Below are 26,063 nucleotides of genomic sequence, written 5' to 3'. Positions count from 1 at the left end.
CTCACCGAGGCTTCCCGACCACTCGTCGCTCGTCCTCGGTTTCGGCTCCGAGCGGTGTTGGTACGTCGGCCGGGGTCCACACCGGGCCGAATGACAGGTCGAGGAGGACCACGTGGCGGACAACGGGCGCACGGGAGTGGCGATCGTCGGGCTCGGTGGCGCGGTCGCCACCACCGCGGTCGGCGGCGTCGAGATGATGAAGCTGGGCACGGTCGGCACGGGCGGGCTCCCCTTCGCCGACGAGCCGGGCCTGGTGCCGTACACCTCGCTGGTGTTCGCCGGCTGGGACGTCCAGGGCGACGACCTCGCGAAGGCCGCGCACGTGCACCGCGTCCTCGACGACCGCCAGATCGAGGCCGTCGGGTCGGCTCTCTCGGGCATCGAGCCGTGGCCGGCCGTCGCCGACCCCGAGTACTGCCGCAACGCCCGCGGCACCAACCTCGTCGCCGTGGCCGCCCTGCGCGATCGCGTCGCGCACATCGCCGAGGACCTCCGTCGCTTCAAGGCCGAGCAGGACCTCGACTCGGTCGTCGTGGTGAACCTGGCCTCCACCGAGCGCTGGCCCGACCTCACCCTGCCCGCCCTGGCCACCGCCGAGGGCTTCGAGAAGGCGCTCGACGTCGACGACAGCGCGATCACCCCGGGCATGCTCTACGCGTACGCGGCGATCACCGAGCTCTGCCCGTACGTCAACTTCACCCCGAGCGCCGCGGCCGACGTCCCCGCGCTGCTGGAGCTCGCCGAGCAGCGGGGCGTTCCGGTCGCCGGCAAGGACGGCAAGACCGGGCAGACGATGATGAAGACGGTGCTGGCGCCGGCCTTCCGCTCGCGCGCGCTCACCGTCGACGGCTGGTACTCGACGAACATCCTCGGCAACCGCGACGGCGAGATCCTCGACGACCCGGACTCGCTGTCGTCGAAGGTGCAGACCAAGGGCTCCGTGCTCGACGACATCCTCGGCTACGAGGTCGGCGACCACGTCGTGCGCATCGACTACTACCGCCCGCGCGGCGACGAGAAGGAGGCCTGGGACAACATCGACCTCACCGGCTTCCTCGGCCAGCGGATGCAGATCAAGGTCGACTTCATGGCCCGCGACTCCGTCCTCGCGGCGCCGCTCGTGCTCGAGCTCGTGCGGCTGGTCGTCGAGGCGCAGCGCCGCGGCGAGGGCGGGGCGCAGGAGCAGCTCGGCTACTTCTTCAAGGCGCCGACCACCCGCGACGGCCGCCGCCCGGAGCACGCCCTGCACGTCCAGGAGCGCGTGCTGCGCGACTGGATCAGCGCGGGCGCCGCGTGACGACCGGTCTGGTCGCGCCGATCGCCCGGTACGCGGCGGTCGGCGGACTGTTCCGGGAGGTCGGCGACCTCAAGCGCGTCCGCACCGCCGACGCCGACGGGTCGATGGCGGCGCGGGCGTTCGTCCGGGCCTGGTCGGCACTCGTCTCGGGTGCCGACCCCACGGCGGTCGCCGACGCCGAGACCGCGGCCGCGGTGGCGGGGGCGCGCCTGGCCGGGATCGACGCGACGGTGCTCGACGAGGCGGGCCTGTCCGCCGACGAGGCCCGCGACGTCCTGCGCCGGGCGATCGACGAGGTCGCCGCGGATGTGGTGCACCCGGCGACGCTCGACCGGCTGCACGCGGCGCCGCTCCCGGAGGCCGGGCACGTGGCGCCGCCGGCGTTCGTCGGGGCGCTCTGCCGCCAGCCCCGCGCGGGGGCGACGGCGCCGGGGCAGGCACGGCTGATCGTCGAACCGCCCGAGGACCACGGCGAGCACTGCTGGGCGGTGGCCGTGTACGGCGCGCTGCTGGCCGAGGACCACGGCGCCGACCGGGGCGAGGCGTTCCTCCTCGGGCTCGCCCACCACCTGCACAACGCCGTGCTGCCCGACGCCGGGTTCGCCGGCGAGACCCTGCTCGGCGAGCACCTCGACGGCGTCGTCGACCGGCTGACCGAGCGCGTGCTCGCGACGCTGCCCGACGGCCTCGCCGGGCGGGTGCGCGGGCTGCTCGGCGCCCGGGCGGACGCCGACACCCCGCTCGGCGCGACCTTCCACGCCGCCGACGTCCTCGACCGCGTCCTGCAGACCCACCACCACGCCCGCGCGGCGGCGTTCACCGCCCGCGCCGCGCTCGTCGACCTCGAGCTGGTGCACGCCTCGCCGGTCCAGGAGCACCAGAACGCCGTCCTCGACGCGGCGGGGCTGCTGCCGTGAGCGCGGCGGCCGTGCCGAGCGAAGGGCACCTTCGCTCGGACCTGCGCAGCCCCGGCAACGGGGAGGCACTGCGCGCCGACACCCCGCACAGCCTCGACGACGGCACGGCGCGCTGGCCGGTGCTCGAGGGCATCCCGTACCTGCGCGCGGGCCGCGAGGAGGTCCGGGACTCGGCACTCGCCGCGCTCGACGACGGGCGTCCCGACGACGCCGCCGCGGTGCTGCTCGCCGACAACGACGACTGGTGGGACCAGCCCCCGCCGCCCGCCGACCAGCTGCGCGCGACGCTCGGGGCCACGACGCTGCGCGAGGCCGTCGCCGGGCTGGGGCTCGGGCGGGTCGGCGACTACTTCCTGCACCGCGACCACGACCCGTCCGGCCTCGCGGTCCTCGCGCTCACGGCGGCCCACCCGCCGGCCGGGCGCCCGGTGCTCGACCTCGCGTGCGGCGCCGGGCACCTCCTGCGCCGCCTCGCCGACCACGGCGAGCGCGACCTCACCGGCGTCGACGTCGTGTTCGCCAAGCTCTGGCTGGCGCGCCGCTTCCTCGTCCCGGAGCACGTGGCGCTCGTGTGCGCGGATCTCGCCCACCCCTGGCCGGTGCCGCCACGGACGGACACCTGGGTCGCCGTCCACGACGTCCTCTACTTCCTCGAGGACCCGGCCGCGGTGCTGGCGACGGCCACCCGGCACGCCGGCGACCGCGGCGCCGTCGTCGCCGCCCACTGCCACAACCTCGGCCAGCCGGGGCACCCGCGCCCGCCGGAGGCGTGGGCGGCGCTGCTGCCCGGCGCCACGACGTACGCCGAGGAGGAGCTGACCTCGGCGACGCTCGAGCGCCGCCTCCCGCGGGCCGCCGACGCCCAGGACCTCGGCGACACCGAGGCCGTGGCGCTGGCCCGCGACGGCGGGGACGTCCCGGCCGCCCCCGCGCTCCTCGACCCTCCGGAGGGCGCGGACCTGCGCCCCAACCCGCTCTACGCCGACGGCGAGCGGCGCTGGCCCGACGAGGTCTGGGGCGACGAGTACGGGCCGCGCGCGGCGACCTACCTCCCCGAGCGCTGGCCCGACCCCCTGCCCGCCGACGCCACCGCGCGCCGGCTCGTCGTCGACCTCCCGGAGCGCTGGTGAGCACCGGCTGGGGCGTCGTCGGCCTGGGGTGGGTGGCGCGCGACCACGTCCTGCCCGCCATCACCGCCGACCCCGCAGCGCACCTGGTCGGCGTGCACGACCGCGACCCGGCCGCCCTCGAGGGGCTCGCGCCGGCGTTCGAGGACCTCGCGGACCTCCTCGCCGCGCCGGGCCTCGACGCGGTCTACGTGGCGACCCCGAACCACGCGCACGCCCCGGTGGTCACCGCCGTCGCGGCCGCCGGGTTCCCGGTGCTCAGCGAGAAGCCGCTGGCGCACGACGTGCCGGCGGCCGAGGAGATCGTCGCGGCCACCGGAGGCCTCCTCGCCGGCACCGCGTTCGACCAGCGCTTCCACCCGGCGCACGAGGTGATGGCCGGCATGATCGCGGCGGGCGACCTCGGCGTCGTCACCACCGTGCGCATCGTCTACGGCTGCTGGCTGCCGCCGGACTGGGCGACCCCCGTCGGCGGCCGGGACAACTGGCGCGTGGACCCGGCCCGGGCCGGCGGCGGCGCGATGATCGACCTGGCCCCGCACGGCATCGACCTCACCGGGCGCCTGCTCGGCGAGGACGTCGTCGACCTCGTCGCCCTCACCGCGACCCGCGTCCACGACTACGTCGACCGCACCGCGGACGACACCGCCGTCCTCGCCGGCCGCACCCCGAGCGGCACGTTGCTGTCACACCACGTCAGCTTCTCGACGGCCGACCCGCTGCCCCGGCGGCGGCTCGAGGTCGTCGGCACCCGCGCGCAGCTCGTCGCCGAGAACACCCTCGGGCAGGACGCCGGGGGCACGCTGACCCGCATCGACGCGACCACGGGCGAGGCCGCCCCGGTGCCCTTCGACGCCGACGCCGGCCCGTTCGACCGCCAGCTCGCCGCGTTCGGCGCCGCCGTCCGCGGGGAGGCCGCCTGGCCGTTCCCGCTCGAGCGCGACCTCGCCCTGCACACCCTGCTGATGGAGGCGGCATGCCCCTGAGCCCCTGGACCTGCACCAACTGCGGGCACTGGCAGCGCTGGTTCGACGTCCCGCCGCAGTGCCCGGTGTGCGTCGACGTCCGCAACGCCCTGCCCGAGGACGGCTGGGAGTTCCGGTCGTTCGCCGACCTCGCCGAGGGCCGCGAGGCCCGCTGGGAGGAGGTGACGCCCGGCGTCACCGGCTTCTGGTGCGAGCCGCAGGTCGGGCTGGGCACGTGCGGCTGGGTCATCGAGACCGACCGGGGGCTCGTCGGCTGGGAGGCCGCCGGCTTCTACCCCGACGCCGCGATCGCCGAGATCCGCCGCCGCGGCGGGCTGGCGGCGCTCGGTGCGAGCCACGTGCACGGCTACGGCGCGCTGTTCCAGCTCCAGGACGAGCTCGCCCCGCCGGTGCTCGGGATCGGGGTCCGCGACCTGGAGTGGACCAAGGCCTTCCGCGTCACCTGGCCCCTCGACGACCGCCACGAGTTCGCCCCGGGGCTCGTCGCCCACCGCACCGGTGGGCACTTCGACGGCCACAACGTCCTGCACGACGAGCGCCGCGGGATCCTGTTCTGCGGCGACATGCTCAAGGCGAGCTTCGACGCCGACGGCGCCCCGGTCGGGCTGAGCGCGCACAAGGCGTACCACGCGCAGATCCCGCTGTCCCACCAGGAGATCCGCGACGCCTACGCCGTCATCGAGCGGCTCGACTTCGACGCCGTCGCGACGCCGTTCGAGTACGCCTCGGGCATCTCGACCAAGACCGTCCTCGCGCTCTACGACCGGCTGCTCTCGGCCCAGCCGGTGGCCGGGCCGATCCCGCTCGAGGAGCTCCGGTGACCACGTCGTTCGACGACGTCACCGCCGCCCTCGACGCGGCGCTGCCCCCGGGCGAGGTGGGCGACGTCGAGCTGTCGGCCGCCGACCGGACCGGCGTCGCCGTGGTGGCCGCCGACCACGCCGACCCGGCGGGCGAGTGGCCCCGCAGCGGGGCGTTCGGGTACGGGCTGACGGTCGAGCGGGCCCGCGTCGCGGCCCACGCCGAGCTCGCCGAGGAGATGCTGCTGGCCCGGCGCCTGCGCGAGCTCGAGCCGGTCCGCGGGTCCTACACCGAGCTCCGCGCCGCCCGCGGCGACGACGGGGTGGTCGACCCCGTCGCCCTCGTCCTGCCCGCCGGCACCGGGTACGACCCCGACGCGGCACGCTGGTGGTTGCCGACGACGCGGTGGCGCACCGGCGAGGAGGTGCTCGTCCCCGCCGAGTTCGCCGCGGCCTATCCCGTCGACCTCGACTGGCAGCCCGCCGAGGAGCGGCTGATCACGGTCATCACCAACGGCTGCGGCGCCGGGGACACCGCCGAGCGCGCGGTCGGCCACGCCCTGGGCGAGGTGCTCCAGCGCGACGGCAACGCCACCGCCTTCCGCGCCCTGGACCGCGGGATCGTCATCGACACCGACGGCGTTACCGACCCGGACACCCGCCGGCTGCTCGACCACCTCGCCGACGCCGGCATCACCGTGGTGCCGAAGCTCGCGTCGACCGCGTTCGGCGTCACCGACCTGCACGTCGTCGGCTACGACACCGACCCCGCCGACGCCCCGCACCCGATCTCGGTCACCGCGTGCGGCGAGGCCGCCCACCCGGACCGCGAGGAGGCGCTGCAGAAGGCGCTGCTGGAGTTCTGCTCCGCACGGGTGCGGAAGCTCGTCGCCCACGCCGACCTCGACACCGTCGGCCCGCTCTTCGACGACCGCTACTGGGAGCGCGAGCGCGCCCACCCGGTGCCGTCGCAGGAGCGCCGGGCGTTCGAGGCGATGGCGGACTGGATCGCCCGCGGACCCGCCGAGCTGCGCGAGCTGCTCGAGCCCACGGTGCTCGCGCGCCGGGGCCGCGTGGCGTTCACCGACCTCCCGCACACCCCGGGCCTCGACGAGCCCGGCGCGCTGCTCGACGACCTGCTGGCGCGCCTCGACGGGTTCGACGTGCTCACGGTGGTCGCCGACGCCGGGTCGGCGGTGACCGCGAAGGTGATCGTCCCGGGGCTCGAGGTGGAGACGATGTCGTACGGGCGGATCGGGGCCCGGGGCGTCGAGCGCCTGCTCGCGCGCGGCAGCGACCTCGTCGGGCTCGGCGACCCACCGCGACCCGGCGCGCAGCCCGTCGCGCTGACCGCTGAGGGCCGCGAGCGCCTCGGCGGGCCGGCGTGGCTCGACCGCGCCGCGGTGGACCGCACGGTCGGCGAGCTCTACCCCCTCTACCGCGAGCCCTCCCGCCACGCCCGCGCCCGCGCCGCCGCCGGAGAGCCCGTCGACCTGCGCTGACGGCCTCGTGAGCGATCTCCTGAGTCATGACTCAGAAGATCACTCACCTGGGGAGAGCTCGCCGGGCGTCCCACATTGAGACAGGCGTCACGTCCCGCGAGCCCTACCGTCTCGTGGTGTGGACGACGACGTGGTGCCCGGGGGCGGTGGGTCGCGGTCGCTGAAGACCGCGGCGACGGTCCTGCGCGCGCTGCGCCTGCTCGGGGACCACCCGGAGGGCCTGTGCGCCGCGGACCTCGCCAAGGAGCTCGGCAAGAGCGCCGCGACCGCCCGATACATGATCAACACGTTGTGCGAGGCCGGCTACGCCGAGCGCGCGGCGTCGGGCCGCTGCCGGCTCTCCGACGCGCCGCCGTGGGGGCACTGGGGCGCGAGCACCGCGTCCGTCGAGGCCGCCGGGTCCCCGAGCCCCGTCCCCGGTGACCCGGACCCCGGCGCCGTGCTCGCCGAGGCCGCCACCGAGCTCTACCGGCGCACCCGCCAGCGCTCCTACCTCGTGCGGCGCACGGGCACCGTGGTCGCGTCGGTCACCGACTCGCGGGGGCACCAGGGCCTCGCCAAGCACCCCGGCCTCGGCGACCACGTGCCGCCGGCCCACGCCCACGCGCTCGCCATGACCAAGGTGCTGCTCGCGACGTCGGCGGCGTACCGCGAGGTCGTCGAGGAGGAGGGGCAACCGCTCGCGCTCACCCCGGCGACCGTCACCGACCTCGCCGCGCTGCGCGCCGAGCTCGACGCCGTGCGCCGCGACCAGGTCGCGCTCGACCGCGAGGAGTTCGCCGAGGGCTTCGCCACCATCGCCGCCCCGGTCGTCTCGCCGTCCGGCGCCGTCACCGTGGCGCTCGGGCTGTCGTGCTCGGCGCGGCGGCTGGCGCTCGACGAGGACGAGCTCGTCGACGCGGTGCGGGCGGTGGCCCGGCGCGCGAGCGCGCAGTGGGCGGGCGAGATCGGCGCGCGCCCGGTGCCCGCCCTGCCGGTGGAGGCCCCGTCCCCGGTGCACCCGCACGGCGAGCCGCTGGTCAGCGGCCCACGTCGCTGATCCCGAACGCCCGCAGGCGCCGGTAGAGCGTCGCCCGCCCGATGCCGAGCGCCTCGGCGGCCTGCTTGCGGTTGCCGTTCGCCTCGAGCAGCGCGGACACGATGAGGTCGCGCTCGGCGGTCTCCAGCGGGGTGAGGCGCCGACGGGTGCCGCTCGCGAACTCGGCGGGCAGGTCGCCGGGCTCGATGTCGCCGGCCGGGCGCGCGGCGAGCGCCCGGCGCAGCACCCCGGTGAGCTGGGTGACGTTGCCGGGCCAGCGGGCGCCGATCAACAGGGCCGCGGTCTCGGGCGTGCAGCGGGCGCGGCGCGACGGCGCGAGGCGGGCGAGCACGGCAGCGGCGATCACCGGGACGTCGTCGGGGCGGCGGCGCAGCGGCTCGACCAGCACCGAGGTCGCGAACCCGCCGAGCACCCCGCTGACCGGGCCCTCCTCCGGCGCGCGCTCCGCGGTGATCAGCCCGACCACCCACCACGTCGACGGGACCTCGCCGAGCAGCGCGGTGAGCGCGCCCGGGCCGGCCTCGTCGAGCGCCTCGGTGTGCCGCACGACCACGGTGGCCGGCCCCGGCTCGTCCGTCGACGCCTCGGCCGCGTAGCCCGCGAGCGTCACCGCAGCCTCCGGGTCGGTGCCGTCGATCGCGATCCAGCGCGCGCCGGGGCGGGTCTCGCCGTGCACGGCGCGCACCGCGGCGGTCTTGCCCGTGCCCGGCTCGCCGACCACGACGGTGCTGCGCGCCGCGGCCGCCGCCGTGCGCAGCGCGGCGGCGACCGAGCGCCACGGCCGCGAGTCGCCCGGCAGGCCGGGCAGCGGGCGGTCCGCGGCGGGCGCGGGCGGCGCCCACGTCGACACCGACGACGGGCCCGGCAGCTCGGGGCCGGGCGGGGCCGGCAGGTCCCGCGGCAGGTCCTCGCGCCCGGCGAGGCGCAGGCTGCTGCGGCTGGGCACCACCTCGACGACGACGCCGACCGGCCGCTCCGCGGGCACCGGGGTGATCATCAGGCGCGCCGGCCCGTCGGCGAGCAGCACCCGGTCCTGGTGGGGCCGCGCGGTCTCGCCCAGCTCGAGCGCGCGCATCGTCACCCGGTCCTGGTCGAGCGGGGAGAGCGCGCGGGCGGCGCGGTTGGCCATGACGAGGTCGTCGGTGAGCGCGAGCACCGGCCCGCGGGTGCGCGCGCAGGTCGCCCGGAAGGCCGCCATGACCCGCCGGATGCCGACCCCACCGCGCTCGCGCAGCACGTCCTCGATGTCGGTGGCCGCCTGCTGGGCGAGGAAGCGCATGAGGTCGTTGGCCTCGGAGCGCAGGCAGGTGACGTCGAGGATGCCGGCGAGCGCGCCGTCCGGGCCGCGCACCGGCGCCCCGGCGCACGCGAAGGCCTGCAGGCGCTCGCTGAAGTGCTCGGCGCCGACGACGAGCGCCGGGATCGCGCCCTCGAGCGAGGTGCCGACGCCGTTGGTGCCGGCGAACTCCTCGGCGTAGCTGAACCCGGGCGCGAGGGAGATCGCGTCGAGGCGGCGCTGGAGCTCGCCCTCGCCGACCCGCCGCTCGAGCACCCGGCCGTCGGCGTCGGTGAGCACCACGGCCACGGACATGCCCGAGAGCCGCTCGGCGAGGTCGTCGAGCACCGGGCGCGCGCAGTTGGCCAGGCTGCCGTCGAAGTCCAGGTCGGGCTCGTAGGGGAGGTCGAGGTGGGTCGCGTCGACCCCGGCGCGCCGCGAGCGCTCCCAGGAGTCGACGATCTCGGGCCGGACGATGCCGGAGGCGCTCACGGAGCCCCGGTCGACGAAGTACTCCCGCGCACGACCGAGAGCGCTCTGGGCGCGTCCGTCCATGGGCCACCTCGCCGTCGACCACCACGGGGAGAAGTGATGGATAACACGGCATCGTACGGCCCGAGCGGCTCCCGCAGTGGCCTTCCCGTGTCTCGGATCGAGACGAGTGCGCAGGTCAGGACCGGTCCGCCGAGCGGCCGGCACGTGCCCGGGGGTGTGCGCTCAGCGACCCTCCCCGCCGTCGGGCGGACGCCCGAAGTCCTGCGCGGTGGCCTGGTCGAGGAACGCCCGCAGCTCGGCCACCTGCTCGGCGGCCTCGCGCGCGGGCTCCGGCCTGTCGCCCCCGAGCTCGCTGAACGACTGGCCGACCGCGTCGAGCACCGCGTCGGCCACCTCGATCGGCAGCGCCTCGCGCACCGCGACCGCGAGCACGTCGCTGGGGCGGGCCGGGAGCCGCGACCCGTCCTCGAGCACGAGCTCGGCCCGGAAGCGGTCGTCGACGAGGTCGGTGATCGCGCCGTGGTCCAGGCGGTGGCCGACGAGGACGGCCAGCTCGCCGAGGAGGTCCTGGGTGAGCCGGTCGTCGTCGGACGGCTCGGCCGGCCGCGGCCCGCGGTCGATGATCTCGGCCTGGGGTCCGCGCACCGACACGACCAGGCACCGGTCGGCACCCTCCTCGACGAGCAGCGCGAGCGGCTCGCGGGTCATCCTGTGCACGACGAGGCGCGCGACGCGCATCGCGACCACGGTCAGCCCCGCGCGTCGTCGGGCGCGTCCGTGTCGAACGCCGCCCGGATGCGGGCGAGGTCGTCGCGCACGCGCTCGGCGTCCTGGCCCTCGCCCCACGAGGGGTCCCCGGGCGTGATCCCCAGCGCCTCCAGCAGCTGCGACGCCGCCGCCGACGGGTCGCCGGACTCCCCCAGCACCGGGTGCAGTCCCTGCTCGGCGAGGTGGTTGAAGACGACGTTGACGACGGTCCAGGGGTTGTACTTCTCGATCACTCGTCACCCCCCGGGGTGTCGGTGAGCTCGACCTCGTCCAGCGTCTCGAGCTCCGAGGGGCTCAGGCTGCGGGCCCCCTCGAGGACCGTGCCCTGGTGCTCGGCGATGCGCTGGTCGACGAGCTGGCTGAGCTGGTAGGCGATCGCGCCGGTCTGGTGCACCGAGATCGTGTCGGGCAGCGACTGGCGCGTGGAGGTGATCGCGACGCCCTGGGGCACGCCGTCGCCGACGGCCACGCCGACCTCGAACGTCTCGCGCGGGTTGGTGGCGGGGTCGGCGTAGTGCTTCCTGAGCCGGCGCAGCATCTGGTGCCAGCCGAGCACCTCGCCCTCGAGCTGCAGCCCGGTCACGTCGGCCTCCGTGAGGCCCATGCCGCGCCCGCCGGGGGCGAAGCAGCGGCTGTAGGACAGCAGGGCCGTCGTCCACAGCGACTCGACGACGACCGGGTCCGGCTCCGGGACGCTCAGCTGCGTCACCAGGCGCTCGCAGCACAGGAGCACGGTCTGCAGGTCGTCGAAGATCGCGGCGAGGTCGGCCAGCGCCGCGGCCGCGGGCGACCCGATCCGACGGACGGTGCGGGGGGTCTCGCTGGGCGCACTCATGCGTACTGCTCCTCTCGGACGGGGGTCCGCGGTACGGGGAGGGCGGGGGTGGGCACGTCATCGGGAACGGGACCGGCGACGGGGTCGAGCAGGTCGTCGAGCACGTCGTCGAGCATGTCGTCGAGCACCGTGTCGAGCAGGGCGACCAGGACGATGTCGCGCTCCGGCGAGCCGGGCGGTCCGGCCACGGCGAGCAGCGCGTGCACGGCCGCGACGAGCTCGTCGAGCGCGGCGAGCCCGCAGCCGACGACGGCCCACCGCGGCAGCCGCCGGGCGAGCCGGCGCGGTACGGCGGTGCTCCACGCCCGCCGGGCACGCCGGGCCCGGGCCAGACGCCGCCGCGCCGCCGGGTCACCGGGACGCAGGGCGAGCGCGGCCTCGGCGGTGTGCCCGACCAGGCGCCAGGTCAGCGCCGGGTCGTCGCTGTCGGCCCGGGTCAGGGCCTCGGCCCGCCGGACCAGCGCCGCCCGGCCCGCCGGCGAGCACCGGTCGTTGACCTGGGCCGCGAGCGCGGCCACGGCCGGGTGGGTGCACCGCGGCCACGCGCGGAACGGCTCCCCCGCCAGCACCGACACGTGCTCCATGAGGCAGCGGCCGGTCCCGGGGTCGACGTGGTTGCCGGGCTCGAGCCGCACCGGATCAGCCGGCATGGCGAGGGCTCTCCTCTCGATGCGAGCCCGCTCTACAGCCCGTAACGGGCCGCGAGCTGACCGCGGCAGATGCTGGTGTTGGCGTCGACACCGACCTGGTAGGACCGCGCCTTGCGCAGGTGCAGCGGCAGGGCGTCGACGCCGACGGTGCGGCCCACGGGGTCGACGACCAGCGGCGCGTCGTCGCCGTCGGGGATCCCGAGCTCGCGACGCCGGGCGCGCAGGCGGCGCAGGTCGGGGCTGTCCGGGGCGTCGCCCAGGGTCATCGCCGCGATCTGCTCGGGCGTCGTGCCCGCGCGGACCAGGGGGCGGACGACGAGGTCGGTGCCGGCCATCATCGCCCGCTCGGTGAACGTGCGCCGCAGGTCGTGCAGCTCGTCGACGGCCTCGCCGACCTCGCTGCCCGCCATCGAGTGCACGAAGCCCGCCCGCGCCGCGACGCCGGCGTTGATGGCGTCGGACGCGAAGTGGTCGATGAGCTCGACGTCGACGTCGGCGAGCCCCGGCACCTGCGACACGGCGTCCCACGCGTCGGCGACCATGAGGAACGCGAAGTTCGGGGCGCAGAAGTAGGTGGGCAGGCGCAGGCGCACGTGCGCGATCCCGTCCTCGTCGACCGAGCAGTCGGCCACGAAGTCGAGGCTCACCACGTCGGTGTCGAGCTCGGGGTCGCGCACCGTGCGCAGCGCCTCCCACACCCCGGCCACCACGGTGGCCGGGGTGTCGGAGACGGCGGTCATGCCTGGGCCACCGACCGGTCCTCGACGAGCTGGGCGTCGTCCTGCGCGGCCGGCTGCCCCTCGCTGATCTGGCACTCGGCCGGCACCTCGATGCCGTAGAGCTTCGCCGCGTTCAGACCGAGGATCTTCTTCTTGCCGTTGGTGTCCAGGCGCGGGTAGTCCGCGAACTGGTCGTCGTCGGGCATCGTCCAGTCGACGAAGCCCTCGACCTGCCACTTCGGTTCCCAGATGTTGTAGTCCGAGCCGAAGGTCATCTTGTCCTCGCCGACCCAGAACAGCAGCTCGCCCATGACCTTGGCGAAGAACTTGGGACGGGCGTGCATGAGGCCGCCGATGACCACCGAGAGGCCGGCGTACACGTTGGGCTCCTGCGTCGCCATGAAGCAGAAGTCCTCGATGCGCGGCAGGCCCACGTGCTCGACGATGAAGTTCAGGCCCTGGAAGTCCGTGGCGGCGTGGTCGACGTCCGAGACGTCGAACGCGTCCTTGTCCAGCGGCCAGATCGTCGGGCCCTTGTGCACGTGGATGTTCTTGACGCCGATCTCCTCGGCGCGCTGCAGGAAGCGGTAGGCCTCCGGGTCGGTGAGCTTGAAGCCCCGCGAGTCGCCGTTCCACTCCGCGGTGTAGATCTTCGCCCCGGTGCAGCCGTACTTGTTGACGTTCTCCTCGAACTCGCGCATGCCCGCGTCGCCGTCGCGCGGGTCGAAACGCGTGTTGAGGATGAACTTGCCCGGGTACTTCTCGGCGAGGTAGCCGTTGCGCTCGGTGGTGTTGAAGCCCTCCTTGTACCACTCGCGCAGGTACGTCGACTGGAAGATCGCGACGTCGACGTGGCCCTCCTCGAACTCCTCGCGCATCAGCTGCTGCTCGGAGACCTTCTGGAACTCCTCGAGCGGCTGGTGCGTGTCGGCGGGGCCGAGTCCCTGGTAGGCGTGGAAGCACTCGATCCAGCCCTTGGCGTACTGCTCCGCGCCCTGCACCCAGTTCTCGGGCGACGCGTCCCAGTAGTGCATGTGGGAATCGACGATGAAGTACTTCTCGCCGTCCTTCTCGTACATGTGGTGGTGTCCTTCCTACGGGACGAGGATCGCCCGGCCGCGCACCTTCACGGCGTCCAGGTCGTGCAGGGCGTCGAGGGCGTTGTCGAGCGAGTACTGCTGGGTGTGGAGCGTGACCTTGCCGGCCTGGGCCAGGACCATGAGCTCGGCGAGGTCGTTGTACGTCCCGACGATGTTGCCGATGACGTTCTTCTCCCCGGCGACGAAATCGAGCGTCGGGGCCTGGAACTGTCCGCCGTACCCCAGGACGAACTGGTAACCGGCGGGACCGGTCATCTGCCAGGCCTCGAGCTCGACGCCCTGCTCGGCGACGAAGTCGAAGACGACGGTGGCGCCGCCACCGGTCAGCTCCTGGACCGTGCCGACCTGGTCGCCGTCGGCGAGGACCGTCTCGTCGGCGCCGATCTGCTTGGCCAGCTCGAGGGCGTCCTTGTTCTTGTCGACCACGATGATCTTCGTCGCGGTCAGCGCGGCCAGGGCCTGGATGCCGATGTGGCCGAGGCCGCCGGCGCCGATGACGACCGCCGAGGTGCCCGGGTACAGGTACGGCACCGCCTTGCGCACGGCGTGGTAGGCCGTGATGCCCGCGTCGGCGAGCGCCGCGACGTCGGCGGGGTTGGTGTCCGGGTTGAGCTTGACGCACGCCCGGGCGGTGGTCCGCAGGTACTCGGCCATCCCGCCGTCGTTGTTGGACAGGCCGGGGAAGAACGCGTCCCCCGTGCACTGCATGTCCCGCCCCGCGCGGCAGGCGAGGCAGAGCCCGCAGGAGGGCTGCGGGTGCAGGATGACGGTGTCGCCGACGCTGACGTTGGTGACGGCGTCGCCGACCTCGTGCACCCAGCCGGCGTTCTCGTGGCCGATGACGTAGGGCAGGTCCGGGTTCTGGATGTCCTTCCAGTCGCCGTTGACGATGTGCAGATCCGTCCGGCACACCCCCGCGCCACCGATCTTCACGATGACGTCGAGCGGGCCCTGCAGCTTCGGCTCCGGGATGTCGTCGAGGCTGGGGTCCTGCTGGTAACCGTGGACGCGAACGGCCTTCACGACGAGCTCCTCTCGGTGGTCACAGCGCGGTCACCCCATCGACGGGCCGAGGCCCAGTGACTGGGGCGTGCTCGCGTCGGGCGCCGGCTGCGGCAGTCCCTCGTCGAGCTGGCCGAACTCTGTCATGAGGGACTTGTTCCAGGGGGTCTGTTCCTCGGCCACCAGCGAGTTCGTCGTGAGGATCAGGCCGGCCACCGAGGCGCCGTTCTGCAGCGCGGATCGCACCACGCGCAGCGGGTCGATGATGCCGAGCTCGAGCATGTTGCCGAAGCGGCCCTCGAGGGCGTCGAAGCCCTCGTCGACGCCGAGGTCGCGGGTCTGCTTGACGACGTCGGGCCCCTCGAAGCCCGCGTTCGTGGCGATGAGGTTCGCCGGCTCCGACAGCGCCGCACGCACGATCTCCGCGCCGATCCGCCCGTCACCGGTCAGGGCGTCCAGGTTGCCCAGCGCGGCCTCGGCGTGCAGGAGCGCCGCGCCGCCGCCGGCGACGATGCCCTCGGCCATCGCCGCCCGGGTCGCCTGCAGGGAGTCGTCGACGCGGTGGCGGACCTCCTTGAGCTCCGCGTTCGTCGGCGCGCCCACCTCGAGGATCGCCGCCTTGCCCGACAGCCGCGCGATGCGCTCGGAGAACCAGTCCTCGTCGGTCCCGATCGTCGCCCGCTCCATCTCGGTGCGCAGCTGCTGCACGCGCGTCTCGCGGGCGGTCGGGTCGCCGTGGCCCCCGATGATCGCGGTCTGTTCGCTGGTGGCGCGGACCTGCGTGGCGCGTCCGAGGTGCTCGATCCCCATCTGCTCCAGCGCGAACGAGGACGCCTTCGACAGGACCTTGCCGCCGCAGAGCGCCGCCATGTCCTCGAGCATGTGCACGCGCTTCTCGCCGAAGCCCGGGGCCTGGATCGCGGTGACCTTGAGGTGCCCGTTGACGTGGTTGTGCACGAGCATCTGCAGCGCGGTGCCCTCGACCTTCTCGGCGATGATCACCAGCGGCCGCGGGTCGCGCATGAGCTTCTCGAGCACCGGCATGAGCAGCCGGACGTCGCTGATCTTCTCCGCGCTGAACAGCAGGTACGGGTCGTCGAGCACCGCGAGCATCGAGCCCGGGTCGGTGACGAGGTAGGGCGAGACGTAGCCGTTGTCGAACTCGAAGTCCTCGACGAAGTTGACGTGCAGGCCGAGGCGCGGGCCGTCGTCGACGGTGATGACGCCGTCGTCGCCGACCGTGTGCAGCGTCTCCGCGACGACGCGACCGATGGCGTCGTCGTCGTTGGCCGAGATGGCCGCGACGCGGGCGAGCGACTCGACGTCGTCGACCGGGTGCACGACCGTCGAGAGGTGGTCGACGACGCGGGCCACGGCCGCGTCGATGCCCCGCTTGACCAGCACCGGGTTGCCGCCCTGACCGATGGCCTTGAGCCCCTCGCGGACGATCGCCTGCGCCAGTACGGTCGCGGTCGTCGTGCCGTCGCCGACGACGTCGTTGGTCTTGACCGCGGCCTCCTTGAGGACCTGCGCGCCCATGTTCTCGAACTGGTCGCGCAGGAAGATCTCCCGCGCGATCGTCACGCCGTCGTTCGTGACCTCCGGCGTCCCGGTGATCTTCTCGAGGATGACGTTGCGCCCCTTGGGACCGAGCGTCGACTTGACCGCCTCGGCGAGCTGGTCCACACCGGCCTGCAGGGCCCGGCGCGCGTCGGCACCGAATCGCAGTTCCTTGGCCATTTCCTCACTTCTCCGTGGAGTGTCGAGAACTTGTGTCGGGCGCCGCACGCGAGGTCAGCCGGGCCGCCGTGGGGACGAGCTCCCGCGGCGGCCCGGCTGACGCGGTCAGGTGACGGGCTTGAGGTCGAAGTCGATGTACTCGGCCGCGTCCTCGGGGTTGGCGAACATGATCGTGCGGTCGTCGAGGTGGACCATGCGCCCGTAGTGGGTCGACATGTTCTCCTCGAACTCGGCCGCGTCGAACCAGTTCTCGTCCTCGCCGGCCTCCTCGTCGATGTCGGCGTAGACGGTCTCGAACTTGCCCTCCCCGTCGACGCGGATCATCGAGGGCAGGTGCTCGACCTTCACGTTGGGCAGCCGCGACAGGACGTTCGCGATGAGCACGCCCACCTGGTTGTTCATCAGCGTGAAGCCGCACATGTTCGACGCGGTCGCGTTCTCGGCGCCGAACTTCATCTCCTGCGTGGTCACTGGCTGAGCTCCTTCGGGGTCTCGAGCCCGAGATCGGCGAGGATCCCGGCGAAGCGGTTCTTGGCCTTGTCGAGCGAGTCCTCGAAGCGCGGCGGCTTGGCGTCGGCCTGCGACCAGAGCGGCTGCATCGTGCGGGCCGCCTCGAGACACTGCGGCACCCAGTGCTGCAGCCAGCCGTTCATCAGTTCCTTGTTGTGGTCGGCGAACTCGCGGTCCTGGGTCAGCGGAGCGAAGCAGGCGACCGTCCAGCGCAGGTCCCGCTGGTCGAAGTCGTACTCGCCCGCGCCCACGACGGTCGGGGTGACGTAGTCGCCGTTGCGAGCCGCGACCTGCATGACGAGGTTCGAGCGGAAGAGCTCGCCGATCAGCGGCTCGAACACGACGTTCGTCGCGAAGATGGACTCGCCCCAGTCGTCGCGGATCGCCGGCAGTGCCTCGCACACCTTCCGCGCGCCCTGCCACGCCGGGTCGTTGTTCCAGGCGTCGAGGTGAGCGGCGCCGTCGAAGCCCTCGATCTCCTCGGTGAGCGTGAGGTTGTAGAGCGCCAGGTCCTGCGCGAAGCGGATCTTGTGCTCGCTGTTCACGGCCATCGCCGTGTTGTGCATGTTCGTCGGACCGGAGCGGTTGTTCGCGGCGAACACGTACAGGCCGAGGATGTGCTCGATGTGCATCCAGGCGCCGACGTTGCGCTCGACGAAGCGCACCCAGTTCTGGCTCCACTGGTCGAACGCCTTCGCGTTGCGCGCGTTCTCGACGTTCTGGTTGATCTGCCGGACAACGTTCGCGTTGTACCGGTACATCGTGAGTTCCCACTCCTCGTTGGGATCGCGGAACTCGTGCCACCCGTGGGCCGGCCAGTTCTCCACCGGCTTGCCGCCGGACCCGGGGCCCCGCTCGGGCTCGGGCTCGTCGACACCCCAGGCCTTGAGCTTGGTCCAGGTCAGCGGGTAGCCGCGGGAGCCGTCGGCGAAGCCGTAGATCCAGCCCTGGGTCAGGTAGTGCCGGGGGTCCGGCTGGACCTCGACCGTCACGTCCTCGTAGTGCGTCTGCTTGCGCTTCGCCGGCTTGAAGTAGTTGTAGTGCCGCGCGGAGGGCCCCGAGTCGGGGAACTCCTTGGCGCCGGCCTCGGCGTCGGTGAAGGCGGGCTTCGGGACGCTGCGTTCCGGTCGCTCTTCGGTGGTGGTCATGGGCCCTCGTCCTCCGGCTCTCCGGTGGTGGTGAACTTGTCGTAGAAGATGTTGTGCGTGTTCATCCCGCGCTGGCTCAGGAGGGCGATCGCCGCGTCGACCATCGGCGGCGGACCGCACACATAGGCATCCATCCCTTCGAGTTCCGGCTCGTGCTCCCGCACCACCTCGGTGATCAGCCCGGTCGCGCCGTCCCAGTCATCGCCGTCGTACTCCGAGAGCGCGGGGACGTAGCGGAAGCCGGGAATCTTCCCCTCGAACGCGCGCAGCTCCTCCTCGAAGCACAGGTCGGCTTTCGTGCGGGCGCCGTAGTAGAGCCGCGCCTTGCGCTCCGTGCCCTTCTCGGCGAGAGCGCGCAGGAGGCCGAGCAGGGGCGCCATCCCGGCACCGCCGCCGATGAAGACGATGTCGGACGTGCGGTTCTCGCGCAGGGTGCAGGTGCCGAACGGGGCCTCGACCTCGATGCGGTCGCCGACCTCCACCTCCTTCGCGAGGTACTGCGAGAACGCGCCGTCCGGATAAATCTTGATGACGAACTCGAACACGCCCTCGCGGTTGGGGGTGTTCGCCATGGAGAACGACCTGACCGCACCGGTGTGCGGAACGGTGAAGTCCATGTACTGGCCGGGGAAGAACTTGATGTCCTCGCCGGCGACCTGCTTGACCACGAGGTGCCGCATGTCGTGGGTGACCTCGTCGTTCGCGAGCACCTCGACGGTGCCCTTCCGGACCGGGAGACCGCTGCGCAGGATCTCCTCGTCGTAGTTGAGGAGCTCGATCGTCAGGTCGTCGTAGGCGTGGGCGCGGCAGAGGAGCGTCTGACCCTCCTCCCGTTCCATGTCCGGGAGCGCGAAGGTCGAGTACCGGTCCAGCTCGATCTCGTCCAGATCGCCCTCGAGGACGAAGGACTTGCAGGCGGCGCACTGCCCCTCCTTGCAGCCGTGCATCAGCTGCACGCCCTGCTCGAAGGCGGCACGCAGGATCGTCTGGTCCTCGTCGACCTCGATCTCGATTCCGACGGGCTCGAAACGGACCCGGTGCTTGTCACCCATGTGCGGGCGCTCCTTCGGGAGGTGGTGTCGGAAGACGACGTCGGACCGCGGATCCGGTCCGGGAGGGAGGACGGGGGAGGGCCGGGCGGACCCGGCCCTCCCCCTGCTCACCGACTACGAGGAATCGGGGTGCTCAGGACTTCAGCGCCTCACCACCGATCCCGGCAGGACGACCGGCGGGCCCCTGCTTGTTGTAGTCCTCGACGAACGCCTCGCGCTCGGAGTCGCTCATCTCGTTGAGGATCACGTTGGGGCTGGCCACGTGCGGCATCCGCCGCATGTGGTCGAGCGTCCACATCTTCTTCGGGTCGAGGTCGAGGTGCGGCTGCGCCGTCATGGTCTTGCCGTCGTCGCGGACGAAGCCCATGTCGGCGACCACGTCGGCCCAGTTCCAGCCGTGGTAGAGCGTCTCCCACTCGCGGTGACCCACGAGCTTGCCCATGTTCGGGGTCTCGCGACCCTGGTACGTGGGCCGGAAGGCCTCGGCGTCCGTCCAGCGGCAGGCCTCGTGGCAGTACGTCCGCCACTGGCCGTCCACCTGGTCGACGACCATGTCCTCACGCACGAGGCACGGGACCATGCAGGTCCAGCACCGGTGCGGGTACACGTAGTCGACGTCCTCGGCGACGATCGGGTGGTGGCCGTTCGGCTTCGCGAGGCGGTTGTAGTTCTCCCACCACTTGCCGTACTTGTCGTACCAGCCCGGGTACTTGTACTCGAACCACTCGAAGTCCTCGTCGGTCATGCCGTCGATGCGCCAGTAGTTCGCGAGCCACCCGGTGGCGAAGAACTGCGCGACCTCGTGGACGTAGCCCTTGTTCCAGATCTGGTTCCACGACTCCTCGATGAGGTCGTGGGGGATCACCAGGCCGTACTTCTCGAGCGGCAGCAGGTAGGACCGGTAGTAGTCGTCGTAGATCCAGCGGCGCCACATCTCCGCGTAGGACTCGCGGTCCTTGCGGCGGTCCTTGGTGCCGTACTCGATGAACGTGCCGATGGCGGCGTCCACCACGCGGTGGTTGTTCCACCACGCGTAGCGCAGGTCGCGCTCGAGCAGCTGGCGGTTGTCCTCGTCCGACAGCGCCATCAGCAGCGTGGCGTAGCCGTTCGAGATGTGCCGCGACTCGTCCGACTGGACCGAGTGGAACACCGTGGGCAGCAGGTAGTCACCGTTCGCCGCCGCCTCGGCCGGCATGGCCACGAACAGGGTGTTCGTGAACGCCGTCTCGGCGACGATCGTCAGGTAGATGCTGGCCGCGGTGATCGCGTCACCGGTGATGAACCCCTCGGCGAACTGACGGCCGATGGTGCCGCAGTAGTCCGAGTGGAAGTTCCGGAGGGTGTTGTTGAAGCCCGCCGGGTCGATGTAGTTGTTCATGTACAGCCGCTTGAGGTTCTGCTGGATCGTGCTGTGCCGGACCTCGTCGATCATCTGGATCGCCTGGCCGTTGTGCAGCTCCGGGTTCGGAACCGCCTGGAACAGCATCGGCATCGACCGGGCGGCCGAGATCTCCGGCAGCGGGATGATCGACAGGAACAACTTCTGCCACTCCAGCCACCGCTCCTGGACCTGGCGGAACATGTTCCCGCGGATCGCACCGTCGGATGCTCCGTAGACGCGGTTGTCCTTCTCCTCCTGCATGGGGAAGTAGGACCGGAGGACCTGCTTGAGCGGGTCCTTCTTGGCCGCCTTGCGGAAGGTGTAGTCCGTCCCGTACTTCATGTACGGCTCGTGGTACACCGGCTCCCAGGACAGTTCCTGGATCTTCTGGTGAGCCTTCGCCAAACTCTGACGGCTCATCTCTTCTCCTTGTGGAGTTCGTGCTCGGCCTACGGGGTTCCGCAGCCGTGGTCCGTGGTGGTGGCCGCGCCGGTGGGGATCCGGTGCGGCACGGCCGGTTCTCGGCCCGCGTCAGTGCCCGGGGGGCACGGGGTCGGCCGGTCGCGGCGGGGGCAGGTCGCCCGCGACGACCTCCGCCTCGCGCCAGCTGCGCGTGGCCGTGCTGGCGACGTCGCGGACGGCGCCGGTGAGCTCCTCGGCCTCGACCTCGAAGCGCTTCGCCGGCGTCGAGATGGCGATGCTCGCGGCGACCCGTCCGTCCGGGGCGAAGATCGGCGCGCCGACGCAGCAGAAGCCCTCGGCGTACTCCTCGCGGTCCACCGCGTAGCCGCGCCGGCGGACCCGCTCGAGCTCCAGCTCGATGGCGGGCGTGCTCGTGATCGTGGTGCCGGTGAAGGCGGTGAGGTCGGAGCGCTCGCGCAGCGCCGCGGCGTGCGGGCCGGACGACGCGATCAGCGCCTTGGTGACGGCCAGCGCGTGCGCCGACGCGAGCGGGATGCGCTCGGCGAGGTCGGGGATGCGGGCGAGGCCCTGGTGGCCGCGGGCGTCGACGATCACCGTCGCGTCCTCGTCCTCCCAGCGCGCGAGGTAGGTGCGCTGCCGGGTGCGCCAGTACAGCTCGGTGACCGCGTCGGAGAGCCGCTCGGGCAGCTCGTGGCGCGTCAGGTCCTGCGGGGCCTCCGCGCCGTCCCACATCGCACCCCACGCCCCGCCCCACGGCGGGGACTCCTGGAGGCGGACCCGGCCGGTCTGGCGGTCGCGGACGGCGAAGCCCTCCTGGCAGAGGGTGTTGAGCAGGTACCGGGCGGTCGCGGTGCTCTTGCCGAGCTCCTCGCCGAGGGCCTCGGCCGTCACACCGTCCGGGGACGCACCGAGGAGGCGCAGGGCGGCCAGCGCCTCCGCGGCGGTCTTGAGGGAGCGACCCCCGCCCCCGCCGCGACCGGAGGACCCGGGACGACGCGCGTCCGTCATGCGGTGCCCTCCTCCCGACAGGTGGCTCTCGCGGATCCGTGCTGGTCCGACCGGCTGCTCGCTCGCCGTCGTGTGGAGGTCACTGAACGCGGCCTGGACCTCTGTGGTCAACATCACTGTTTGCACGTGCAGATGCTGCACCAACCGCAGGCCGCACCCCGTGGACCGCCCGGCTCGGTGGATCACCGGCGCCGCCGTCGACGAGCGGCGGACGAGCGGTGGTTCTGCTCGGCGTCTCCGGTGGTACCTCGGCCGGGATGTCCGGTCCGGAGCAGTCCTCCCCGCACGCGGCCCCCCGAGCGCTGCGCTACGCCTACAACACCAACGGGCTCACCTCGCACCGTCTCGACGACGCGCTCACGCTGCTCGCCGACTGCGGCTACGACGGCGTGGCCCTGACCCTCGACGTCGCCCACCACGACCCGTTCGCCCCGGAGCTGGGGCGCCGGACCGCCGCGCTGGCCGACCGCCTGCGCGGGCTCGGTCTGGACAGCGTCGTCGAGACCGGCGCGCGCTTCCTGCTCGACCCGCGCCGCAAGCACCAGCCGACGCTCGTCACCGACGACCCGGAGGGCCGCGCGCGCCGCGTCGCCTTCCTGCGCACCTGCGTCGACGTCGCGGCCGACCTGGGCAGCGAGGCGGTCTCGTTCTGGGCCGGGGTGCCGGCGACGGGGCTGGACCGTGACGAGGCCTGGTCCTGGCTGGTCGACGGGGTGCGCGAGGTGGTGGTCCACGCCCGCGGGAAGGGCGTCGTCTGCGCCGTGGAGCCCGAGCCCGGGATGCTCGTCGAGGACTGCGACGACTGGATGCGCCTGGCGGTCGACGTCCCCGAGGTCACCCTCGCGCTCGACACCGGGCACTGCATCGTCTCCGGGCGCTGGACCCCCGAGGGCGCGGTGCGCGAGTTCGCGCCCCTGCTCGGCGCGGTCGCGGTCGAGGACATGCCGCGCGGGGTGCACGAGCACCGCGCGCCCGGCGAGGGCGACATGGACCTGCCGGTGGTGCTCGGCGCGCTGCGCGCCGTCGGGCACCCGGGACTCGTCTCCTTCGAACTGTCCCGGGACTCGCACCGCGCGGACACGCTCGTCCCCGGCGCGCTGGAGACGATGCGGAAGCTCGAGGTGGCCGCGTGAGGATCTGCTTCGTCTCCCGCCGCTACTGGCCCGCGGTGTCGGGCATGAGCGCCTACGCCGAGAACCTGCTGCGCCACCTGGTCCGCGAGGGCCACGACGTCGTGCTCATCTCGCAGTACCGCGGCGACGAGGCCGGCCGCGCGGTGTACGGCGGCGGGCCGCCGCCGCCCGAGCGGGTCCCCGACGGCGTGCACGTCGTCGCGCTCGAGGCGCACGGCGAGCAGGAGGTCGTCGAGGGCCGCCCGGCCGACTTCGAGGCCGACGTCGAGACGATGCGCCGGGCGATCGCCACCGAGCACGCCCGCGCGCCGTTCGACATGCTCCACGCGCAGTACGCCTACCCCAACGGGCTCGCGGTCATGCGCGCCGCGCACGACCTCGGGCTGCCCGCCGTGGTCAGCGTCCAGGGCGGCGACGGGCACTGGGTGGGCACGTGCTGCGCCACCCACGAGACCCTGGTGCGCGCGGTGTTCGCGCACGCCCCCGCGCTGGTCATCGGCTCGTCGTCGTTCGCCGCGGAGGTCTCGCAGCGCCACGGCGTCGACCCCGGCCGCTGGACGATCGTCTCCGGCGCCACCGACACCGAGCGGTTCACCCCGGCCCGCGAGCCCGGGGCCCTGTCGGACCCACCCGTGCTGCTCTACCACGGCCGCGTCGACGCCCGGAAAGGCGTGCTCGACCTGCTCGACGCCGTCGTCGACCTGCTCGACCGGGGGCGGCGCCCGCACCTCGTGGTGTCGGGCATCGGCCCGGACACGGGCACCGTCGCCGACCGGGTCACCGAGCTCGGGCTGGACGAGCACGTCACGCAGCTCGGCTACACCGCCTACGAGAACGCCCACGAGGTCTACCGGCGCGGCGACGTCTTCGTCAGCCCGACCTACGCCGAGGGGTTCTCGAACACGGTGCTCGAGGCCATGGCGACCGGGCTGCCCGTGGTGTCCACCGACGTCGTCGGCGTGCGCGACTGCGTCCGCGACGGCGAGAACGGCCTGCTCGTGCCGCCCAAGGACCCGGCGGCGCTCGCCGACGGGATCGCGCGTGTCCTCGACGACACCGACCTGCGCGCCGGGATCGCCCGCCGGGCCCTCGACGAGGTCCGCGAGCGCTGGTCCTGGCCGGTGATCGCCCACCGCCTCACCGACGTCTACGACCAGGTCCGCGACGTGCCCGTGCCCGCGATCGACGACGTCCCCGTCGACCCCGACTGCCGCTTCCGCGCGGCGCCGCACCTGCTGTGAGTGTCAGCGACGTGCCCCCATCGGCGTGCTCAACAGGATGCTGACGTGGAGTGTCCGTATCGGTACTTCGATCACGGGGGCCTCGTGAGCCGGATCGTCGCGATCAGCCCCCACCTCGACGATGCGGTGTTCTCCGCCGGCGGGACGCTCACGCGGCTGGCCCAGGCAGGGCACGACGTCCTCGTGCTCACCGTCTTCACCGGCTCGGTCGCCGCGCCGAGCGGATTCGCGCTCGCGTGCCAGACCGACAAGGGCCTCGCGCCGGACGTCGACTACATGGCCCTGCGCCGCGACGAAGACGACGCCGCGCTCGGCCGCCTCGGCGTGCGGGGCGCGCACCTCGGGCTGCTCGAGGCCCCGCACCGGGGCTACGACTCGCCCGCGGCCCTGTTCGCCGGGCGCCACGACGGCGACGACGTGGCCGGGGCGGTGGGCGACGCGATCCGCGATCACGTCGGCGGCGCCGACCTCGTCCTCGCGCCCCAGGCCGTCGGCGACCACGTCGACCACCAGATCGTGACGGCCGTCGTCGCCGACCTGACCGACGCCGACCGGACCGCGTGGTGGCGGGACACCCCCTACGCGGTGCGCCACCCCGAGGCACGCGGGGCGCCCGAGGTCGGCGGCACCGACGTCGCCGTCGACGTCGCCTCCGTGCTCGAGGCGAAGACCGAGGCGGCCGGCGCGTACGCCACCCAGGTCGGGTTCCAGTTCGGCGGGCCCGAGCACGTCGCGCCCGTGCTCGCCGACCTCGCCCGCCGCGAGGGGGACGGCCGGCCGGTCGAGGTGTTCCGGGCCGGCGGGCGGGCGCGGGCGCTGATCGGCACCCTGGGGTCGTGACCACAGCCCGGCCGCTGCTCGAGGTCGCGACGATCCACGCCGAGCCGGCGTCGCTCGCGTCCCTGCGCGGCCAGGAGGTGCTCGCGCGGTTCCCCGACGCCGAGGTCGTCGAGATCGACTCGCACTGGGCGATCCCCGACCTGCACGGCGCCGAGGAGAAGGTCGCGCGCTGGGTGCGGGTCAAGGCCGAGCACCTGGTGCTCGGGGAGAAGAAGTCGCTGACGGTCCGGCCGAACGGGCGCTCCGCGGACTTCATCGCGCCGTCGACCGCGAACGGCTGCGCCATGGCCTGCGCCTACTGCTACGTGCCGCGTCGCAAGGGCTACGCCAACCCGATCACCGTCTTCACGAACATCGACGCGATCCAGCGCGCGATCGCCCGGCACGTCGCCCGGCAGGGCCCGAAGCCGGGACCGAACCAGTGCGACCCCGCCGACTGGGTCTACGACCTCGGCGAGAACTCCGACTGCTCGGTCGACGCCCGGGTCAGCGACAACGTCGCCGACCTCGTCGCCCAGTTCGCGCGCCTCGACGGCGCCAAGGCCTCGTTCGCGACCAAGCACGTCAACCGCGACCTGCTCGCCCTCGACCCGCGCGGCGGCACCCGCGTGCGCTTCTCGTTGATGCCGCGGCGCGACGCGAAGCTCCTCGACATCCGGACGAGCTCGATCGACGAGCGCATCGCCGCGGTCGACGACTTCGTCGACGCCGGCTACGAGGTGCACCTCAACTTCTCCCCCGTCGTGCTGCGCGAGCGCTGGCAGTCGGAGTGGGCGCTGCTGCTCGACGAGCTCACCGAGCGCCTGCCCGAGCGGGCACGGGCCCAGGCCGCGTGCGAGGTCATCCTCCTGACCCACCACGCCGGGCTGCACGAGGTGAACCTCGGCTGGCACCCGCAGGCCGAGGACGTGCTGTGGCGCCCCGAGGCCCAGGAGCCCAAACGCACCCAGCACGGCGGCGACGTCGTGCGCTACCGCGTCGACGTCAAGTGCCGCGCCGTCGCCCGGTTCCGGGAGCTCGTCGCCCGCCACGCGCCGTGGCTGACGATCCGCTACGCGTTCTGAGGGAACTCCG

General features: G+C 73.3%; 25 protein-coding genes. 11 read left to right on the top strand and 14 right to left on the bottom strand.

Annotated elements, in window-relative coordinates:
• Positions 1 to 112 precede the first annotated feature (112 nt).
• From PH190_RS21575 to PH190_RS21545, 7 genes are all read left to right on the top strand, one after another.
• Entirely contained in the window at positions 113 to 1,297 is a 1,185-nt protein-coding gene (locus PH190_RS21575; protein WP_274233583.1) for an inositol-3-phosphate synthase, read from the top strand.
• Positions 1,294 to 2,214, top strand: a complete 921-nt coding sequence (locus PH190_RS21570) for an HD domain-containing protein (protein WP_274233582.1) — start codon at positions 1,294 to 1,296, stop codon at positions 2,212 to 2,214. The genes PH190_RS21575 and PH190_RS21570 overlap by 4 nt, the downstream gene beginning before the upstream one ends.
• Complete coding sequence (locus PH190_RS21565; RefSeq protein ID WP_274233581.1) at positions 2,211 to 3,344, top strand: class I SAM-dependent methyltransferase; 1,134 nt, start codon at positions 2,211 to 2,213, stop codon at positions 3,342 to 3,344. Before PH190_RS21570 ends, PH190_RS21565 begins: the two co-directional genes overlap by 4 nt.
• Positions 3,341 to 4,327, top strand: a complete 987-nt coding sequence (locus PH190_RS21560) for a Gfo/Idh/MocA family protein (RefSeq protein ID WP_274233580.1) — start codon at positions 3,341 to 3,343, stop codon at positions 4,325 to 4,327. The genes PH190_RS21565 and PH190_RS21560 overlap by 4 nt, the downstream gene beginning before the upstream one ends.
• Positions 4,318 to 5,148 carry an MBL fold metallo-hydrolase gene (locus PH190_RS21555; protein WP_274233579.1) on the top strand — a complete coding sequence of 277 codons (831 nt, stop codon included), beginning with the start codon at positions 4,318 to 4,320 and terminating at the stop codon, positions 5,146 to 5,148. The genes PH190_RS21560 and PH190_RS21555 overlap by 10 nt, the downstream gene beginning before the upstream one ends.
• Positions 5,145 to 6,629 (top strand): YcaO-like family protein, encoded by a 1,485-nt coding sequence (locus PH190_RS21550; RefSeq protein WP_274233578.1) that lies wholly within the window; start codon positions 5,145 to 5,147, stop codon positions 6,627 to 6,629. The genes PH190_RS21555 and PH190_RS21550 overlap by 4 nt, the downstream gene beginning before the upstream one ends.
• A gap of 118 nt (positions 6,630 to 6,747) precedes the next feature.
• The gene (locus PH190_RS21545; protein ID WP_274233577.1) at positions 6,748 to 7,668 is read left to right on the top strand and encodes an IclR family transcriptional regulator; all 921 of its coding nucleotides are present in this window, start codon (positions 6,748 to 6,750) and stop codon (positions 7,666 to 7,668) included.
• Here PH190_RS21545 and PH190_RS21540 read toward each other — a convergent pair.
• From PH190_RS21540 to PH190_RS21475, 14 genes are all read right to left on the bottom strand, one after another.
• The gene (locus PH190_RS21540) at positions 7,649 to 9,499 is read right to left on the bottom strand and encodes a sigma-54-dependent Fis family transcriptional regulator (protein ID WP_274233576.1); all 1,851 of its coding nucleotides are present in this window, start codon (positions 9,497 to 9,499) and stop codon (positions 7,649 to 7,651) included. The genes PH190_RS21545 and PH190_RS21540 overlap by 20 nt on opposite strands.
• Before the next feature lie 162 nt (positions 9,500 to 9,661).
• Positions 9,662 to 10,177, bottom strand: coding sequence for a bifunctional nuclease family protein (locus PH190_RS21535; RefSeq protein ID WP_274233575.1), 516 nt, complete (start codon positions 10,175 to 10,177; stop codon positions 9,662 to 9,664).
• 11 nt (positions 10,178 to 10,188) lie between these two features.
• Complete coding sequence (locus tag PH190_RS21530) at positions 10,189 to 10,440, bottom strand: hypothetical protein (RefSeq protein ID WP_274233574.1); 252 nt, start codon at positions 10,438 to 10,440, stop codon at positions 10,189 to 10,191.
• Complete coding sequence (locus PH190_RS21525; protein WP_274233573.1) at positions 10,437 to 11,042, bottom strand: hypothetical protein; 606 nt, start codon at positions 11,040 to 11,042, stop codon at positions 10,437 to 10,439. Before PH190_RS21525 ends, PH190_RS21530 begins: the two co-directional genes overlap by 4 nt.
• A complete protein-coding gene (locus PH190_RS21520; protein WP_274233572.1) occupies positions 11,039 to 11,692 on the bottom strand; it encodes a hypothetical protein in 654 nt (217 codons plus the stop codon). The genes PH190_RS21525 and PH190_RS21520 overlap by 4 nt, the downstream gene beginning before the upstream one ends.
• Positions 11,693 to 11,724: 32 nt before the next feature.
• Positions 11,725 to 12,432, bottom strand: a complete 708-nt coding sequence (locus tag PH190_RS21515; protein ID WP_274233571.1) for a metal-sulfur cluster assembly factor — start codon at positions 12,430 to 12,432, stop codon at positions 11,725 to 11,727.
• On the bottom strand, positions 12,429 to 13,490 hold the full coding sequence (locus PH190_RS21510) for an amidohydrolase family protein (protein WP_274233570.1): 1,062 nt from the start codon (positions 13,488 to 13,490) through the stop codon (positions 12,429 to 12,431). The genes PH190_RS21515 and PH190_RS21510 overlap by 4 nt, the downstream gene beginning before the upstream one ends.
• A 15-nt stretch (positions 13,491 to 13,505) precedes the next feature.
• Positions 13,506 to 14,534, bottom strand: coding sequence for an NAD(P)-dependent alcohol dehydrogenase (locus tag PH190_RS21505; protein ID WP_274233569.1), 1,029 nt, complete (start codon positions 14,532 to 14,534; stop codon positions 13,506 to 13,508).
• A gap of 30 nt (positions 14,535 to 14,564) precedes the next feature.
• Positions 14,565 to 16,253: a chaperonin GroEL gene (gene groL / locus PH190_RS21500; RefSeq protein WP_274233568.1), complete on the bottom strand. Its 1,689-nt coding sequence runs from the start codon at positions 16,251 to 16,253 to the stop codon at positions 14,565 to 14,567.
• A 105-nt stretch (positions 16,254 to 16,358) separates the two neighbouring features.
• Positions 16,359 to 16,709 (bottom strand): propane 2-monooxygenase effector subunit MimD, encoded by a 351-nt coding sequence (mimD, locus tag PH190_RS21495; protein ID WP_274233666.1) that lies wholly within the window; start codon positions 16,707 to 16,709, stop codon positions 16,359 to 16,361.
• An 11-nt stretch (positions 16,710 to 16,720) separates the two neighbouring features.
• Entirely contained in the window at positions 16,721 to 17,911 is a 1,191-nt protein-coding gene (locus PH190_RS21490; protein WP_274233567.1) for a ferritin family protein, read from the bottom strand.
• A complete protein-coding gene (locus tag PH190_RS21485; RefSeq protein WP_274233566.1) occupies positions 17,908 to 18,963 on the bottom strand; it encodes an NADH:ubiquinone reductase (Na(+)-transporting) subunit F in 1,056 nt (351 codons plus the stop codon). Before PH190_RS21485 ends, PH190_RS21490 begins: the two co-directional genes overlap by 4 nt.
• A gap of 133 nt (positions 18,964 to 19,096) precedes the next feature.
• Positions 19,097 to 20,764, bottom strand: a complete 1,668-nt coding sequence (locus PH190_RS21480; RefSeq protein WP_274233565.1) for a ferritin family protein — start codon at positions 20,762 to 20,764, stop codon at positions 19,097 to 19,099.
• 111 nt (positions 20,765 to 20,875) lie between these two features.
• Entirely contained in the window at positions 20,876 to 21,775 is a 900-nt protein-coding gene (locus PH190_RS21475) for an IclR family transcriptional regulator (RefSeq protein WP_274233564.1), read from the bottom strand.
• Between the two features lie 257 nt (positions 21,776 to 22,032).
• Here PH190_RS21475 and PH190_RS21470 point away from each other — a divergent pair, with 257 nt between their 5' ends.
• The 4 genes from PH190_RS21470 to PH190_RS21455 are packed head-to-tail and all read left to right on the top strand — an operon-like array spanning position 22,033 to position 26,053.
• A complete protein-coding gene (locus tag PH190_RS21470; protein WP_274233563.1) occupies positions 22,033 to 22,908 on the top strand; it encodes a sugar phosphate isomerase/epimerase family protein in 876 nt (291 codons plus the stop codon).
• Positions 22,905 to 24,149, top strand: a complete 1,245-nt coding sequence (locus tag PH190_RS21465) for a glycosyltransferase family 4 protein (protein ID WP_274233562.1) — start codon at positions 22,905 to 22,907, stop codon at positions 24,147 to 24,149. The genes PH190_RS21470 and PH190_RS21465 overlap by 4 nt, the downstream gene beginning before the upstream one ends.
• Positions 24,150 to 24,194: 45 nt before the next feature.
• A complete protein-coding gene (locus PH190_RS21460; protein ID WP_274233561.1) occupies positions 24,195 to 24,989 on the top strand; it encodes a PIG-L deacetylase family protein in 795 nt (264 codons plus the stop codon).
• A complete protein-coding gene (locus PH190_RS21455; RefSeq protein ID WP_274233560.1) occupies positions 24,986 to 26,053 on the top strand; it encodes a spore photoproduct lyase family protein in 1,068 nt (355 codons plus the stop codon). Before PH190_RS21460 ends, PH190_RS21455 begins: the two co-directional genes overlap by 4 nt.
• The last annotated feature ends 10 nt before the right edge of the window (positions 26,054 to 26,063 follow it).

The organism is Actinomycetospora straminea (assembly GCF_028737255.1).
GTDB classification, from domain to species: Bacteria; Actinomycetota; Actinomycetes; order Mycobacteriales; family Pseudonocardiaceae; genus Actinomycetospora; species Actinomycetospora straminea.
The sequence above is the reverse complement of the archived record's forward strand: the minus strand, read 5'-3'. Positions and strand labels throughout refer to the sequence as shown.